Genomic DNA, 14,985 nt, shown 5'->3' on the forward strand with positions numbered 1-14,985 from the left:
AGGAGGGATGCCCATGGCGCAGCACCGAGCGGGTGACGCCGGCGCGCCGACGATGCGCGATGTAGCCGCCCGCGCAGGCGTCAGTGCCATGACCGTCTCCCGTGTACTCAAGGACGACGACCGGGTCAGCGTGGCCACCCGGGACCGCGTACTGGCCGCTGTCGAGGCACTCGGTTACCGGCGCAACGAAACGGCGCGCAACCTGCGCCTGGGCGGCAGCGGGATGATCGGACTGGTCGTCACCAACCTGGCGAACCCGTTCTACTCGCGCCTGGCGCTCGGCGTGCAGGAGGTGGCGTCCGAACACGGACTGCGGGTGCTGCTCAGCAACACCGCCGAGCAGGTCGACAAGGAGCGCGGGCTTGTCGAGGACCTGGCGTCCCGTCAGGTCGACGGCATGATCGTCGTCCCCGCGGGCAGCAGCCACCGCCATCTCGCACCCACGGCGCTGCGCGGCATGCCGATCGTCCTGGCATCCCGGCCCCCCGCCGGAATGGACGCCGACTGCGTCCTGGTCGACGACTTCGGCGGAGCCGAACAGGCCACCGGGCAGCTCATCGCGGACGGCCACCGCAGGATCGGCTTCCTCGGCAACCCGCCCGCGCTCTACACCGGTGCGGAACGGTTCCGCGGCTACTGGGCCGCCCACGAGACAGCCGGACTCGAACCGGACGAGAACCACATACGGCGCGGACTGGCCGATGTGGCCGCAGCCGAGACCGCCGCACGCGCGCTCCTGCGGGCCCCCGACGCCCCGACCGCGCTCTTCTGCACCAACAACCGCCTGACCCAGGGCGCCATCCGCGCCGTGGCCGAGCTCGACAGACCGGTCGCGCTCGCCGGTTTCGACGACTTCGACCTGGCCGACGTCCTGGGCCTGCCACTGACGATCGTGTCGTACGACGCCGACGAGGTCGGCCGCCGGGCCGGCCAGATGCTCATCGACCGGATCAACGGTTCGCCCACGGAGCCGATCCCGGCCCGCAGAACCGTCGTCCCCACTCACGTCATCCGCTACGGGACGCGCTGATCCCAGCCCCGTGCCGGCCCTCCCACGGCACCGGCTTGCCGTCTTCGCCTCCCGCATCCCTACGGAGCACCCATGCACCACGACCGCACCGTCACCGAACGCCGACTCGACCGCGTGCTCAACCAGCGCCTGCGGCCCGCGGTACACCGCCGCAGCACGCCCCTCGACGTCGCGATATGGAACGTCACCGGCGAACCCGTCCCGGTGTCCGATGGGATCGCCGCCCCGTACGAACCGGTCAGCACCGGCGCGATGTGGGGGCCCGCCTGGTCCACCAGCTGGTTCCGGATCAGCGGTACGGTCCCTGCCGGATGGGCCGGGCAGCGCGTCGAGGCGGTCCTCGACCTCGGCTTCGGCACCACCCAGCCGGGCTTCTCAGCCGAAGGCCTCGTCCATCGCCCCGACGGGACCCCGGTGAAGGCACTCAACCCACGCAACACGTGGCTGCCAATCACCGAACAGGCCACCGGAGGAGAGGAGTTCGTCTACTTCATCGAGGCGGCGGCCAACCCGGTCATCTTCGACTCGGGTACCGACGGCGACCCCTTCGTCCCCACCAGGCGCGGTGGCGTCGCCCCCTGGCTGCGCGGCGACGAGACCCCGGGCGAGCCGCTCTACCGGCTGACCCGGATGGATCTCGCCGTCTTCGACGCCCCCGTCTGGGAACTCGTCCAGGACCTGGACGTCCTCTCCGGCCTGATGCACCAGCTGCCGGAGGACTCCACCAGGCGCTGGCAGCTGGTGCACGCCGTGGACCGGGCCCTGGACGCCGTCGACCTTCAGGACATCAGCGGTACGGCTTCGGGCGCGCGCGCGATCCTGGCTCCCGCACTCGCCTCTCCCGCCCATGCCGGCGCCCACCGCATCTCGGCCGTGGGGCACGCGCACATCGACACCGCCTGGCTGTGGCCGGTGCGGGAGACCGTTCGCAAGGCGGCACGAACCGTCTCCAACGTCACCGCGCTGATGGACGATCACCCGGACTTCCGTTTCGTGATGTCCCAGGCACAACAGCTCGCCTGGCTCAAGGAGCAGCGGCCCGAGGTCTTCGCCCGCGTCGTCGAGAAGGTGCGGAGCGGGCAGTTCCTGCCGACCGGCAGTCTCTGGATCGAACCCGACACCAACCTCTCCGGCGGGGAGTCCCTGGTCCGGCAGTTCGTGCACGGAAAGCGCTTCTACCTGGAGGAGTTCGGGGTCGAGACCAAGGACATGTGGCTTCCCGACACCTTCGGCTACAACGCCGCCCTGCCCCAGCTCATGAAGCTGGCCGGCATCAAGTGGTTCCTCACCCAGAAGATCTCCTGGAACACCACCAACGCCTTCCCGCACCACACCTTCTGGTGGGAGGGCATCGACGGCACCCGTATCTTCAGCCACTTCCCGCCCGTCGACTCCTACAACGGTGATCTCTCCGGCACCGATATAGGCCACACCGAGCGCAACTTCCGGGACAAGGGCGCAGCCAACCGCTCCCTCGTCCCCTTCGGTTACGGCGACGGCGGGGGTGGCCCCACCCGCGAGATGCTGGCGCGCGCGGAGAGGCTGGAGAATCTGGAGGGCTCGGCCCGGCTGCGGATGGAGGGACCCGCGGAGTTCTTCACCAAGGCCGAGGAGGAGTACGCCGACGCACCCGTCTGGGTCGGCGAGCTCTATCTGGAGCTGCACCGCGGCACCCTCACCAGCCAGCTGGCCACCAAGCAGGGCAACCGGCGCAGCGAACACCTGCTGCGCGAGGCCGAGCTGTGGGCGGCGACCGCCGCGCTGCGCACCGCTGAGCCCTACCCGTACGACCTGCTCGACCGGGTGTGGAAGACCGTACTGCTCCACCAGTTCCACGACATCCTGCCCGGATCGTCCATCGCCTGGGTGCACCGCGAGGCCGAGGAGACGTACGCGGAGGTGGCCCGGGAGCTCGGCGCGCTCATCGACACCGCCCAGCGCAGTCTCGCGGCGGGCCCCGACGACCAGGGAGCCGAGACGGTGTTCAACGCCGCGCCGCACCCCCGTGACGGCATTCCCGCGCTCGGTGGCGCACCGCGTCAGCGGGCCGCCCGTGCGGTAGCCGCCCGGACCACCGAGGACGCCGGGTTCATCCTGGACAACGGTCTCGTACGCATCACCATCGATGCCAGGGGCCTGGTCACCTCGGCATACGACCTGACGGCCGGGCGCGAGGCGCTCGCCCCCGGGACGGTCGGGAACCTCCTCCAGCTCCACCAGGACTTCCCGAACCAGTGGGACGCGTGGGACATCGACGCGTTCTACCGCAACACCGTTCGCGACCTGACCGAGGCGGACGAGGTCACCGCGGTGCCCGGCGGCGTCCGCGTCGTACGGAGCGTCAACGCGTCCCGTATCACTCAGCTGCTCAGCCTCAGCGAGGGCAGCCGCCGCCTCGACATCGACACGGAGGTGGACTGGCACGAGTGCGAGAAGATCCTCAAGGCCGCCTTCCCGCTCGACGTGCGCGCGGCGGAGTCGAGCGCCGAGATCCCCTTCGGGCATGTCCGGCGGCCCACGCACACCAACACCACCTGGGACAGCGCCCGGTTCGAGATCTGCGCCCACCGCTACCTGCACATCGCGGAGCCCGGCTGGGGCGCGGCGCTGGTGAACGACTCCAGCTACGGCCACGACGTCACACGGGACGTGCGTCCCGACGGCGGGACCACCACGACGGCCCGGATCTCGCTGCTGCGCGCCCCCCGCTTCCCCGATCCCGACGCGGACCGGGGTGAGCACCGGCTGCGGTACGCGCTGGTGATCGGTGCGGACATCCGGGACGCGGTCCGCGAGGGCTACCACTTCAACCTCCCCGAGCGTGCCGTGCCGGGTGGCGCGGCGGTAGAGCCGCTGGTGGGGACGGACGGCGACGACGTCGTCATCGAGGCGGTCAAACTCGCGGACGACCGCTCGGGTGACGTGGTCGTCCGGCTCTACGAGTCCGGCGGCCGACGGGCACGGGTCACGCTCACGGCCGGTTTCCCCCTCGCCGCCGCACGGATCACGGATCTGCTGGAGCGGGATCTCGATGACGAGCCGGTGCTGTCCTGCGCGCGATCCGAAGTGCCGCTGTCCTTCAGGCCGTTCCAGATCCTGACGGTCCGTCTGACACCGGCCGGGCGCGGAGCGGCAGCCGCCGGCCGGAACTGAGCCCCGCGGGGCCGACCCGGGGGAGGCATCCGCCGCCGTACGGACCGGGCCCCCGGCCCGGTCCGCGCGGGGTCATGGCGCAGCCACCGGTTCCGACGTCTCCCACGGCGGGCGGCTGCCGTCGTCCGTCCGGGCGCGGAAGCTGCGCAGACGCAGGCTGTTGGAGATGACGAAGACCGACGAGAAGGCCATGGCGGCCCCCGCGAACATGGGGTTGAGCAGCCCCGAAGCGGCCAGCGGCAATGCGGCCACGTTGTAGGCGAAGGCCCAGAACAGATTGCCCTTGATGGTGGCGAGCGTGCGGCGCGAGAGACGGATCGCGTCCGCCGCGCCGCGCAGGTCCCCGCGTACCAGAGTGATGTCGCCCGCCTCGATGGCGACGTCGGATCCGGTCCCCATGGCCAGCCCGAGGTCGGCCTGGGCCAGGGCGGCGGCGTCGTTGACCCCGTCACCGACCATGGCGACGACCCGGCCCTCTCCCTGCAGCCGGCTGACGACCTCGACCTTGTCCCTGGGCATGACCTCGGCGATCACCCGGTCGGCGTCGATGCCGACCTCGCGGGCGACCGACGCGGCGACCGTGGCGTTGTCCCCGGTGAGCAGGACGGGGGTGAGGCCGAGCTCGCGGAAGCGGCGGACCGCCTCGGCGGACGTCGGCTTGACCGCGTCCGCGACCACCAGGACAGCGCGGGCCCGCCCGTCCCAGGCCACCGCGACCGCCGTACGGCCCTGCGACTCGGCCTCCGCCTTGGCCTGCAGGAGACCGTCGGGCAGCTCCGTCGAGAAGTCGGCAAGCAGCCCGGTGCGGCCGACCAGCACCGTGTGGCCGTCGACGACGCCCCGGACGCCCAGCCCCTCCACACTGGTGAAGTCCTCGGGTGCGGGCAGCGTCCCGGTGCGTTCCGTCGCGGCCCTGGCGACGGCCTGTGCGATCGGATGCTCCGACGCTTCCTCCAGCGCGCCGGCCAGCCTGAGGGCCTCCAGCTCGTCCGTGCCCTCGCCGGTGTGCACGGCGAGCAGGGTCATCCGGCCGGTGGTGACGGTGCCCGTCTTGTCGAGCACGACCGTGTCCACCTTGCGGGTGGACTCCAGCACCTCGGGTCCCTTGATGAGGATGCCCAGCTGGGCGCCGCGTCCGGTGCCGACCATCAGAGCGGTCGGTGTGGCCAGGCCGAGTGCGCAGGGGCAGGCGATGATCAGGACTGCCACCGCTGCGGTGAACGCCGCCGACACGCTTCCGCCCGTGCCCCACCAGAATCCGAGTGTGGCTACCGCCAGCGCGATGACGACGGGCACGAAGACCCCCGAGACACGGTCGGCGAGCCGCTGCACCTGTGCCTTGCCGTTCTGCGCTTCCTCCACCAGCCGGGCCATCTGGGCCAGTTGCGTGTCGGACCCGACCCGGGTGGCACGGACGACCAGACGCCCGCCCGCGTTCACGGTCGCTCCGACGACGGAGTCGCCGGGGCGGACCGCCACTGGAACGGACTCTCCGGTCAGCATCGAGGCGTCCACCGCTGACGTCCCTTCGCCGATGACGCCGTCGGTGGCGATCTTCTCGCCGGGGCGGACGACGAACCGGTCTCCGGGCGCCAGCTGTTCCAGCGGGACGCGTTCCTCCCGGCCGCCGCGCAGTACGGCGACATCACGGGCGCCGAGGTCCAGCAGGGCCCGCAGGGCCGCGCCGGCGCGCCGCTTGGAGCGGGCCTCGAAATACCGGCCCGCCAGAATGAACGTAGTCACCCCTGCGGCTGCTTCGAGGTAGATGTTTCCGGCCCCGTCGGTGCGGCTGACCGTGAAACTGAAGGGGTGGGTCATCCCGGCCGCGCCCGCCGTACCCCACAGCAGCGCGTACACCGACCAGCCGAACGCGGCGAGGGTGCCCATGGAGACCAGGGTGTCCATGGTCGACGTGCCGTGGCGCAGATTGGTGAAGGCCGCCTTGTGGAAGGGCCAGGCGCCGTACACGACGACCGGCCCGGCCAGGGCCAGTGAGATCCACTGCCAGTTGGTGAACTGCCAGGTCGGCACCATGGCCAGGGCGACGACCGGGACGGACAGCACGGCGGAGATCAGCAGGCGGTCCCGCAGGGCACGGAGCCGGCCCCCGTCTCTCTCGGCGCCGGGATCCGTGTCCCCCGCTGTCGCCCCGCCGGGGGCCACAGGAGGGGCGGGCAGCTCGGCGGTGTAGCCCGCCGCCTCCACCTGGGCGACGAGGTCCTGCGGGACGGTCCCGTCGCCGAACGTGACTTTGGCCTTCTCGGTGGCGTAGTTGACGGTCGCGCTCACCCCGTCCAGCTTGTTGAGCCGCTTCTCGATGCGCATTGCGCAGGACGCGCAGGTCATCCCACCGATCGCCAGCTCGACGCTGTCCGCCCGGCTCGGCGCTTCGGTGCCGGTGCTCGTACTCATGCTGTGACTCCTCGGAACGTCGTGCGGCGCGCCTGCTGCGGTGCATGCGGCTCACGCACCGGCTGCTCCTGCTTCATGTGCACCCGACCGGTGTACGGGGGGAACGGCTCGGTGGTCGTGTCCTCCATGGTCCGCCATACCGGCTCCGCTCCCGGAGCCGGTATGCGGGGCTCCCGCAATGACGGTGAACTCCGCGGTGTGCACTTTTCCCCGGTGCCGGAAGTCCAGGTACAGGCGGTAGGCGCCGGCGCTGGGGAACTCCGCGTGAAAGGTGATCCCGGGCCCGGAGCGGGTGGTGCCGTCCCCCGGCGCTCCCTGCGGGTGCACATGGAGACAGGCGAGGTCACCCGCGCGCAGGGCGACGAGGTGTCCGTACGCGCCGAGGTAGGGCTGAAGACCGGTGATCGGCCGGCCGTTCCTCGCCACCGACATGGTGAGCACGCTCGACGCGCCGGCAGTGGCGCTACCGGACAGTGTGACGGTGTAGCCGTCGGCATGTGCCGTACGGGAGGGCGCAGGCAGCGCAGTGGGCCGGTAGTCGCCCGCGACGGAGACGTCCGCGCCCAGCGTGAGGCCGCTGCCGCCGGCCGGCACGAAGTCCGCGAAGACGCGGTAGGTCCCGGCCGAGCCGAAGGTGAGCGGCAGCGACCAGGTGCCGTCGGCGGAGAGCGCGGGATGCACGTGCTGGAAGCCGGACAGGTCCCTGCGGGCGACGATGAAGTGCAGGTCCTTGCCGTGCGACCGGGTGTAGCGGGTGACAGGCCGGCCGTCGGGGCCGGTGATCCGGAAGCGGAAGTCGGTCTTCCGGCCGGCCGGCAGAGCACCCGGCGGCGGTACGAGGGTGTACCCGTGTTCCGCGATCTGCAGGCCGTCGGGCACGGCGTCGCCGGCCCCCGTCGGGCCGGTGGATCCTGCCGGGCCGTGCGCGGAGCGGGCAGCGGCGGGATTTCCGCCCACCGGCCCCACCGCGTGGCCGATGCCGAGCGAGGCGCCGAAGACCAAGGCGAGGCCCAGGGCGTATGTCCCTGCCCTTCCGACGGTGTTCATGGCTTTCCTTCCGCGGTGCTGACGGGGCTGTGCTGTGCGCGCGGTGCGGCGGCTGGGCGCCGTGTCAGTGGCTGGAGCCGCAGCAGTTCGCCGACGCCTGCTCGGGCGCTGCGGCGATCTCGTACCCGGCTTCGTCGACGGCGGCGGCGACAGCCGCGTCGTCCACGGTGCCGGTGGCCGTCACGGTCAGCCTTCCGGTGGACAGATCGACGTCGGCGCTGGTCACACCGCCGACCTTGGAGACCTCTTCGGTGACGGACTTGACGCAGTGGTCGCAGGTCATGCCACTGACGGTGTAGACGGCGGAGGACGTGGACGTGCCTGTGGCCATGGCGAAGCCTCCTGCTTCTCGGTCGGACCGACGGGACGTCCGACGGTCACTTCCTGAAGCACTACATACCCCTGAGGGGTATCGAGTCAAGTCTGAGCGCCCACCGGATCCGCTCGCCGTCCGAGGTGGTGCCGAATACGGGCTGGGGGTATATTCCTCAGCTTATTGTACCCCCCAGAGGTATATGAGCTCATGGTGTCCGATTCCGCGGAAAACGGCTGATCGCCATCGGCCGGCCTTCGCCGTGGCCGTAGGGAGGGGCTCCTCCCGCTCCGCCTGGCGCGCCGCGCCGGTGGCCGCCGGCCTGCGGGGAGCGGCGCGGCAGCGGTGTCCCGAGGCGGTCGGCGGGCCGGGTCCGGCCCTGCCGGGAGGCTCCGCCGGGACAGCCGCGTCCCCGTCCGCCGGGCCACCTGGACCTGTGGCCTGGGGCTCCGGGGCAGACGTGACAGGATGTCCGCATGTCTACCAACGTTTTCTTCGACATCACCATTCAGGGCGAGGCCGCGGGAAGGATCGTCTTCGAGCTCTTCGACGACGTCGTTCCCAAGACCACGCAGAACTTCCGCGAGCTCGCCACCGGCAAGCACGGCTTCGGCTACGAGGGCTCGGGCTTCCACCGCGTCATCCCGGAGTTCATGCTCCAGGGCGGCGACTTCACCCGCGGTGACGGCACCGGCGGCAAGAGCATCTACGGCGAGAAGTTCGCCGACGAGAACTTCACGCTGAAGCACGAGCGTCCGTACCTGCTTTCGATGGCCAACGCGGGCCCGAACACCAACGGCTCGCAGTTCTTCGTCACCACGGTGAAGACTCCGTGGCTGGACGGCAAGCACGTCGTCTTCGGCGAGGTCGTCGAGGGCCAGGACCTCGTGAAGAAGATCGAGTCGCTCGGCTCCCGCTCCGGCGGCACCAGCGCGCAGATCACCATCGCGGCTTCCGGAGTCGTCGAGAAGTAACCCCCCCGGGGGCCTTCCCGGGCCTCTCCGGCTTTTCCTGGAGGGCCCGAGGTACGGACCGGTGCCCGGATGCCTCCGCGACCGCCGCTGTAGCGAGCGGTCGCGGAGCCCGGACCGCGGCCGTGCCTGCGGATGCTTCAGCCGGTCGGCCCTGCCAGGACCCGCGCCCGGCAGGCGGACGGGGAGCCCCAGGCCGAGCGCAGAGCGCGGGCCTTGCGGATCCACAGCGACAGGTCGTACTCGGCGGTGTAGCCGATGGCGCCGTGCAGTTGCAGTGCGGTACGGGCCGCCGTGTACGCCGCCTCGCCCGCCGCCACCTTCGCGGCCGCGATCGCGGCCCCCGCATCCGGCGATCCGTCCGCGAGAGCCACCGCCGCGCCGTGCACCAGAGGGCGCGCGAACTCCAGCCCGATCAGTGCGTCCGCCAGCCGGTGTTTCACGGCTTGGAAGGACCCGATGGTGGTGGAGAACTGGGTGCGCTGCTTGGCGTAGGCGACGGTCCGATCGACCAGTTCCAGGCCGACCCCCAGGGCCTGGGCCGCAGTTGCGAACGCCGCCCACTGAGCGGCCGTACGGGCCGCCTTGTCCGCGTCCGCGCCCGATACGAGCGGAACACCACCGGCGATGTGCGGGACCGCGAGCCGGCGGGCGGGATCGGTCGAGGGCTGGACGGCGCCGTGCCCGGACGCCGTGCGCAGCTCCGAATGGTCCTGGGCCTCCTCGTGGTTACGGCCGTTGCGGACCGCTTCCGTCGCGCCTGTCACCACGAAGGTGACATCGGCCGTGTCCATGTCCAGGGCGTACGGTCCGCCGTCCGGCATCGCCAGTGAGGCCATGGCCCCTCCGGATGCGAGCCGCGGCAGCCAACGGTCCGCGGCAGCCGTGTCCCCGCACCCCGCTGGCCCCCCCAGGAGGACAGCCGCCGCCACGGTCTCCACCAGGGGGCCCGGCACGGCGTGCCGCCCCAGCTCCATGAATGACACGGCGAGTTCGACGGGCAGCAGTCCCATGCCCTCGTACTCCTCCGGGACGGCGAGAGCGAAGACCCCCGCGTCGGCGATCCGCTTCCACAGCGCCCGGCCGGGGCCGGTGTCGCCCGCACCCCAGGCCCGTACCGCAGCGGGGGTGTCGGCAGATGAGAGCATCCTGTCCAGCGTGCGGCCGAACTCGGCCTGTTCGTCGTCCAGCAGGAATTTCATGACCGGCGCCCCTTCGGCAGGCCCAGCAGCCGCTCGGCGATGATGTCGCGCTGGATCTCGTTGGTCCCCGCGTAGATCGGGCCCGCCAGCGCGAAGGTGTAGCCGTCGGCCCAGCCGCCGCCGGCCGGAGCGTCCGCCGCCTCGTCGGCGAGCTCACCGCGCGGGCCGAGCAGGTCGAGCGCCGTCTCGTGCAGGCTGATGTCCAGCTCTGACCAGAAGACCTTGTTCAGGCTGGACTCGGCTCCGATGGAGCCGCCGGCCGCGATCCGGGAGGCGTTGGCGTACGTGAACAGCTGATAGGCGCGCGAGCGGATCACCGCGTCGGCGACCCGGTCGCGCAGCGCTGTGTCGCCCGCGTCGCCCTCGGCGTGCCACAGAGTGGTGAGCCGGCCGGCCGCGGCGGTGAAGCGTCCCGGGCTGCGCAGTGTCAGTCCGCGTTCGTTGCCCGCGGTGCTCATCGCGACCTGCCAGCCGCGCCCCGGCTCGCCGATCACATCGGAGTCGGGCACGAAGACATCGTCGAGGAAGAGCTCGGCGAAGGCAGGCTTGCCGTCCAGGCGTCCGACGGGCCTTACGGTCACGCCGTCGGCGTCGAGAGGGAACATCACATAGGTGAGGCCCCGGTGCGGCCGGTCCGCGTCCGGGTCGCTGCGGAAGAGCCCGAAGGCACGGTCGGCGAAGGCGGCCCGCGACGACCACGCCTTCTGGCCGTTGAGCAACCAGCCGCCTGCCGTCCGGGTCGCGGTGGAGCGCAGCGATGCCAGATCCGACCCGGAATCGGGTTCCGACCAGGCCTGTGCCCAGATCACCTCACCGCCGGCCATGGCGGGCAGGATCCGGCCGCACTGTTCCGGGCTGCCGTGCTCGAAGAGGGTGGGGGCGAGGAGGTTGATGCCGTTCTGGCTGACCCGGCCGGGCGCTCCCGCGGCGAAATACTCCTCCTCGAAGATCAGCCACTGCAGGATCGAGGCGTCCCGGCCGCCGTGGCGCGCGGGCCAGGAGACCACCGACCAGCGGTCGGCGAACAGGGTGCGCTCCCAGTCGCGATGGGCGGCGAAGCCGTCGGCGGTCTCCAGGGACGGCAGGGGCGCGGCGGGTACGTGTGCGGCGAGCCAGTCGCGGGCCTCGGCCCGGAAGGCGTCCTCCGCTGCGGTGAAGCCGAGATCCATCAGCGTCCTGCCTTCTTCATCGCGCCGATGTCCATTCCGCCGAGCGGGTCCGCCGCCGTCTCGGCGTTGTGCGCGTGGGCCAGGTGGTGGAGACCGAACACCGAGTCGAGGCCGGTGTGCAGGCCCTGGAGATCCTCGGCCTGGTTGACGGCGCGTTTGGTCAGGGCCAGTCCCATCCGTGGCATCTCGGCGATGCGGGAAGCCAGTTCATGGGTGCGCGCGGTGAGTTCGGCAGCTGTCACGACCCGGTTGACCATGCCGACCTCGTAGGCGCGCTGCGCGCTCATCCGGTCACCGGTGAAGAGGAACTCCTTGGCGATCCGCGGGGGCATCACCCAGGGGTGGGCGAAGTACTCGACGCCGGGGATCCCCATCCGCACGACCGGATCCGCGAAGAAGGCGTCGTCCGATGCGACGATCAGATCGCAGATCCACGCGAGCATCAGCCCGCCCGCCACACAGGCGCCCTGTACCGATGCGATCAGGGGCTTCGGCAGTTCGCGCCACCGTCGGCACATGCCGAGATAGACCTCGGACTCGCGGGCGAACCGGCTCTCCGCGCCCGTCTTGTCCGAGTGGTCCCACCACAGTCCCGCGGTGCGGTCGAAGGGGAGGTGCGCATCACGCTCCGGGGTGCCGATGTCGTGGCCCGCGGAGAAGTGCCGGCCCGCGCCCGCCAGTACGACGGCCTTGACCTCGCTGTCGTCGGCCGCGCGGTAGAAGGCGCGGTCGAGCGCGTAAGTCATCGCGGAGTTCTGGGCGTTGCGGTAGTCCGGCCGGTTCATCGTGACGAGTGCGACGGGGCCCTGGCGTTCGTAGCGCACCACGGGCTCTTCATGGTCGGTGGTCATCGGTGACTCCTTCCCTAACAAGTGTTTGGTAGGCTAACCTACGGCCATGAGCAGCGTCGAGGAATCCGGCACCGGGAGCAGCGCCCGGCGGCGGACCGCACCGCGAGGTGAACATCTGTGAACAAGCCCCCGCAGTACCTCCCCGGGCACCAGCTGCTCGCCGGCCGCACCGCGGTGATCACCGCAGCCGCGGGCGCCGGGATCGGCGGTGCCACCGCACGCCGGTTCCTCGAGGAGGACGCCAGCGTCGTACTCGGCGACAGCCACGCCCGCCGGCTCGGCGAGACGGTCCGGGCACTGGCCCTGGAGTTCGGCGCGGACCGCGTCGCCGGTAGGGCCTGTGACGTCACCGACGAGGAACAGGTCGGGGCCCTCTTCGACCTGGCGGAGGAGCGGCACGGCGGTCTGGACCTCGTTGTCAACAACGCGGGGCTCGGCGGCACCGCCGAGCTGACCGAAATGACCGACGCCCAGTGGGACAAGGTCATCGACGTCACCCTGAACGGGACCTTCCGGTGCACCCGCGCCGCGCTGCGCCGGATGAAGGCCTCCGGTCGTGGAGGAGCCGTCGTCAACAACGCCTCCGTCGTCGGCTGGCGCGCCCAGCGCGGACAGGCCCACTACGCCGCCGCGAAGGCGGGCGTGATGGCACTCACCCGCTGCGCGGCCGTGGAGGCCGCCGAGTACGGCGTACGGGTCAACGCGGTCTCGCCCAGCCTGGCCATGCACCCGCACCTGGTGAAGGTCACCACGCCCGAGCTGCTCGAACAGCTCACCGACGCGGAGGCATTCGGCCGGTACGCGGAACCGTGGGAGATCGCCAATGTCATCGTCTTCCTGGCCAGCGGCTACTCCTCGTACATGACCGGCGAGACCGTGTCGGTCAGCAGCCAGCACGCGTGAGCGGGGAACGACAATGGTTCCGTGCCTACAGCCAAGAACGTGCCCTCAGCCAAGAAGAAGCCCGAGATGAGCCCCTCGCCCGCGCGGCGCCGGGAACTGCTCGCCACCGCAGCGGAAGTGTTCGCGGCCCAGGGCTACAACGCCACCACCGTGCGGAAGATCGCGGACGAGGCCGGGATCCTGGCCGGCAGTCTCTACTACCACTTCGACTCCAAGGAGTCGATGCTCGATGAGATCCTGAGCACCTTCCTTGACGAGCTGTGGGCCCGTTACGACGCCGTACTCGCCTCCGGACTCGGCCCCAGGGAGACCATCGAAGCCCTCGTCACCGAGTCCTTCCGGGAGATCGACCGGCACCGCGCCGCAGTCGCCATCTACCAGAAGGAGTCCAAGTACCTGGCCCGGCAGCCGCGCTTCGGCTATCTCGCCGACTCGCAGGAGAAGTACGAGAAGGCCTGGCTCGGAACGCTCGAACGCGGCGTCTCCGAAGGGGCCTTCCGCGGCGATCTCGACGTCCGCCTCACCTACCGCTTCGTGCGCGACACCGTCTGGGTCGCGGCGAGCTGGTACCGGCCGGGCGGACAGCACAGCCCGGAGGAGATCGCCCGCCAGTACCTCGCGATGGTGCTGGAAGGCATCGCCTCCGGGCCGCACCAGGAAACGTAGACCGACCGCCGCTCGCCGGACGGTCGCAACCCCACCAGGTTCCCCATGGAGGAGCAGTCATGGCCGAGGCCTATATCGTCGAAGCGGTTCGTACCCCGGTCGGGCGGCGCAACGGCGGGCTCAGTACCGTCCACCCGGCCGACCTCGGCGCGCATGTGCTCCGGGCGCTCATGGAGCGCTCGGGCATCGACCCGTCCGCCGTCGAGGACGTCGTCCTCGGCTGCCTGGACACGGTCGGCCCGCAGGCCGGGGACATCGCCCGGACGAGCTGGCTGGCCGCCGGGCTGCCCGAGGAAGTCCCCGGGGTGACCGTCGACCGGCAGTGCGGCTCCTCCCAGCAGGCCGTGCACTTCGCGGCGCAGGGGGTGCTCTCCGGCACTCAGGACCTCGTCGTGGCGGGCGGCACCCAGAACATGTCGATGATCCCGATCGCGTTCGCCAGCAGGCAGGCCGCCGAGCCGCTGGGGCTGACCGAAGGCCCGTACGCAGGATCCGAGGGGTGGCGGGCGCGCTACGGCGACCGGCCGGTCAACCAGTTCCACGGCGCCGAACTGATCGCCGAGAAGTGGGGCATCTCCCGAAGCGACATGGAGGAGTTCGCGCTCCGCTCGCACCAGCGCGCGATCCGGGCCATCGACGAGGGACGCTTCGCCCGCGAGACCGTCGCCTACGGGGATGTGACCACCGACGAAGGGCCCCGCCGGGACACCTCACTGGAGAAGATGGCAGGTCTGAAGCCCGTCGTGGAGGGCGGCCGGCTCACCGCGGGCGTCTCGTCGCAGGTCTCCGACGGGGCGTCGGCCATGCTGCTCGCCTCCGAACGCGCCGTGCGCGAGCACGGGCTGACGCCGCGGGCCCGTATCCACCACCTCTCGGTGCGCGGCGAGGACCCCATCCGGATGCTGTCGGCGCCCATCCCGGCGACGGCGTACGCCCTGAAGAAGGCGGGCATGTCCATCGAGGACATCGACCTGGTCGAGATCAACGAGGCATTCGCGCCCGTGGTGCTGGCCTGGCTCAAGGAGACCGGCGCGGACCCCGGCAAGGTCAACGTCAACGGCGGAGCCATCGCCCTGGGCCACCCGCTCGGCGCGACCGGCACCAGGCTGATGACGACGCTTCTGCACGAACTGGAGCGCACTGGCGGGCGGTTCGGTCTCCAGACCATGTGCGAGGGCGGTGGGCAGGCCAACGTCACCGTCATCGAGCGGCTCTGATCCGACCCTCGTGCGACGGCTGTGCCGTTCCCGGCCCCTTGGCCCATCGGG

The 14,985-nt window shown here is 71.1% G+C and carries 12 protein-coding genes; 6 read left to right on the top strand and 6 right to left on the bottom strand.

Annotated elements, in window-relative coordinates; all coding sequences use genetic code 11:
• Window positions 1-13: 13 nt before the first annotated feature.
• Window positions 14-1,030 (top strand): LacI family DNA-binding transcriptional regulator, encoded by a 1,017-nt coding sequence (locus tag OG584_RS33220; RefSeq protein WP_405783411.1) that lies wholly within the window; start codon window positions 14-16, stop codon window positions 1,028-1,030.
• Window positions 1,031-1,102: 72 nt separating this feature from the next.
• A complete protein-coding gene (locus tag OG584_RS33225) occupies window positions 1,103-4,183 on the top strand; it encodes an alpha-mannosidase (protein ID WP_405783412.1) in 3,081 nt (1,026 codons plus the stop codon).
• Window positions 4,184-4,255: 72 nt separating this feature from the next.
• Here the strand turns inward: OG584_RS33225 and OG584_RS33230 are convergent, their stop codons facing one another.
• The 3 genes from OG584_RS33230 to OG584_RS33240 form a co-directional block, all read right to left on the bottom strand.
• Entirely contained in the window at window positions 4,256-6,595 is a 2,340-nt protein-coding gene (locus OG584_RS33230; RefSeq protein WP_405783413.1) for a heavy metal translocating P-type ATPase, read from the bottom strand.
• Window positions 6,596-6,646: 51 nt separating this feature from the next.
• Entirely contained in the window at window positions 6,647-7,642 is a 996-nt protein-coding gene (locus OG584_RS33235; RefSeq protein WP_405783414.1) for a hypothetical protein, read from the bottom strand.
• Between the two features lie 64 nt (window positions 7,643-7,706).
• On the bottom strand, window positions 7,707-7,973 hold the full coding sequence (locus OG584_RS33240; protein WP_405783415.1) for a heavy-metal-associated domain-containing protein: 267 nt from the start codon (window positions 7,971-7,973) through the stop codon (window positions 7,707-7,709).
• Between the two features lie 458 nt (window positions 7,974-8,431).
• On the opposite strand from OG584_RS33240, the gene OG584_RS33245 reads away from it, so the two are divergent.
• Window positions 8,432-8,929: a peptidylprolyl isomerase gene (locus OG584_RS33245; protein ID WP_405783416.1), complete on the top strand. Its 498-nt coding sequence runs from the start codon at window positions 8,432-8,434 to the stop codon at window positions 8,927-8,929.
• Window positions 8,930-9,066: 137 nt separating this feature from the next.
• Here the strand turns inward: OG584_RS33245 and OG584_RS33250 are convergent, their stop codons facing one another.
• From OG584_RS33250 to OG584_RS33260, 3 genes are read right to left on the bottom strand one after another with little or no spacing between them, the layout of a single operon-like run.
• A complete protein-coding gene (locus tag OG584_RS33250) occupies window positions 9,067-10,128 on the bottom strand; it encodes an acyl-CoA dehydrogenase family protein (RefSeq protein ID WP_405783418.1) in 1,062 nt (353 codons plus the stop codon).
• Window positions 10,125-11,297: an acyl-CoA dehydrogenase family protein gene (locus OG584_RS33255; protein ID WP_405783419.1), complete on the bottom strand. Its 1,173-nt coding sequence runs from the start codon at window positions 11,295-11,297 to the stop codon at window positions 10,125-10,127. Before OG584_RS33255 ends, OG584_RS33250 begins: the two co-directional genes overlap by 4 nt.
• Window positions 11,297-12,148 carry an enoyl-CoA hydratase gene (locus OG584_RS33260; protein WP_405783420.1) on the bottom strand — a complete coding sequence of 284 codons (852 nt, stop codon included), beginning with the start codon at window positions 12,146-12,148 and terminating at the stop codon, window positions 11,297-11,299. The genes OG584_RS33255 and OG584_RS33260 overlap by 1 nt, the downstream gene beginning before the upstream one ends.
• A 117-nt stretch (window positions 12,149-12,265) precedes the next feature.
• Between OG584_RS33260 and OG584_RS33265 the strand changes: the two genes are divergently transcribed.
• The 3 genes from OG584_RS33265 (at window position 12,266) to OG584_RS33275 (ending at window position 14,934) form a co-directional block, all read left to right on the top strand.
• Window positions 12,266-13,051: an SDR family oxidoreductase gene (locus tag OG584_RS33265; protein WP_405783421.1), complete on the top strand. Its 786-nt coding sequence runs from the start codon at window positions 12,266-12,268 to the stop codon at window positions 13,049-13,051.
• A gap of 66 nt (window positions 13,052-13,117) precedes the next feature.
• Complete coding sequence (locus tag OG584_RS33270; RefSeq protein ID WP_405784406.1) at window positions 13,118-13,717, top strand: TetR/AcrR family transcriptional regulator; 600 nt, start codon at window positions 13,118-13,120, stop codon at window positions 13,715-13,717.
• A 59-nt stretch (window positions 13,718-13,776) separates the two neighbouring features.
• On the top strand, window positions 13,777-14,934 hold the full coding sequence (locus OG584_RS33275) for an acetyl-CoA C-acetyltransferase (RefSeq protein ID WP_405783422.1): 1,158 nt from the start codon (window positions 13,777-13,779) through the stop codon (window positions 14,932-14,934).
• Window positions 14,935-14,985 lie beyond the last annotated feature (51 nt).

Origin of the sequence: Streptomyces sp. NBC_00859, assembly GCF_045161865.1 — a bacterium.
In the GTDB taxonomy this organism is placed as follows: domain Bacteria; phylum Actinomycetota; class Actinomycetes; order Streptomycetales; family Streptomycetaceae; genus Streptomyces.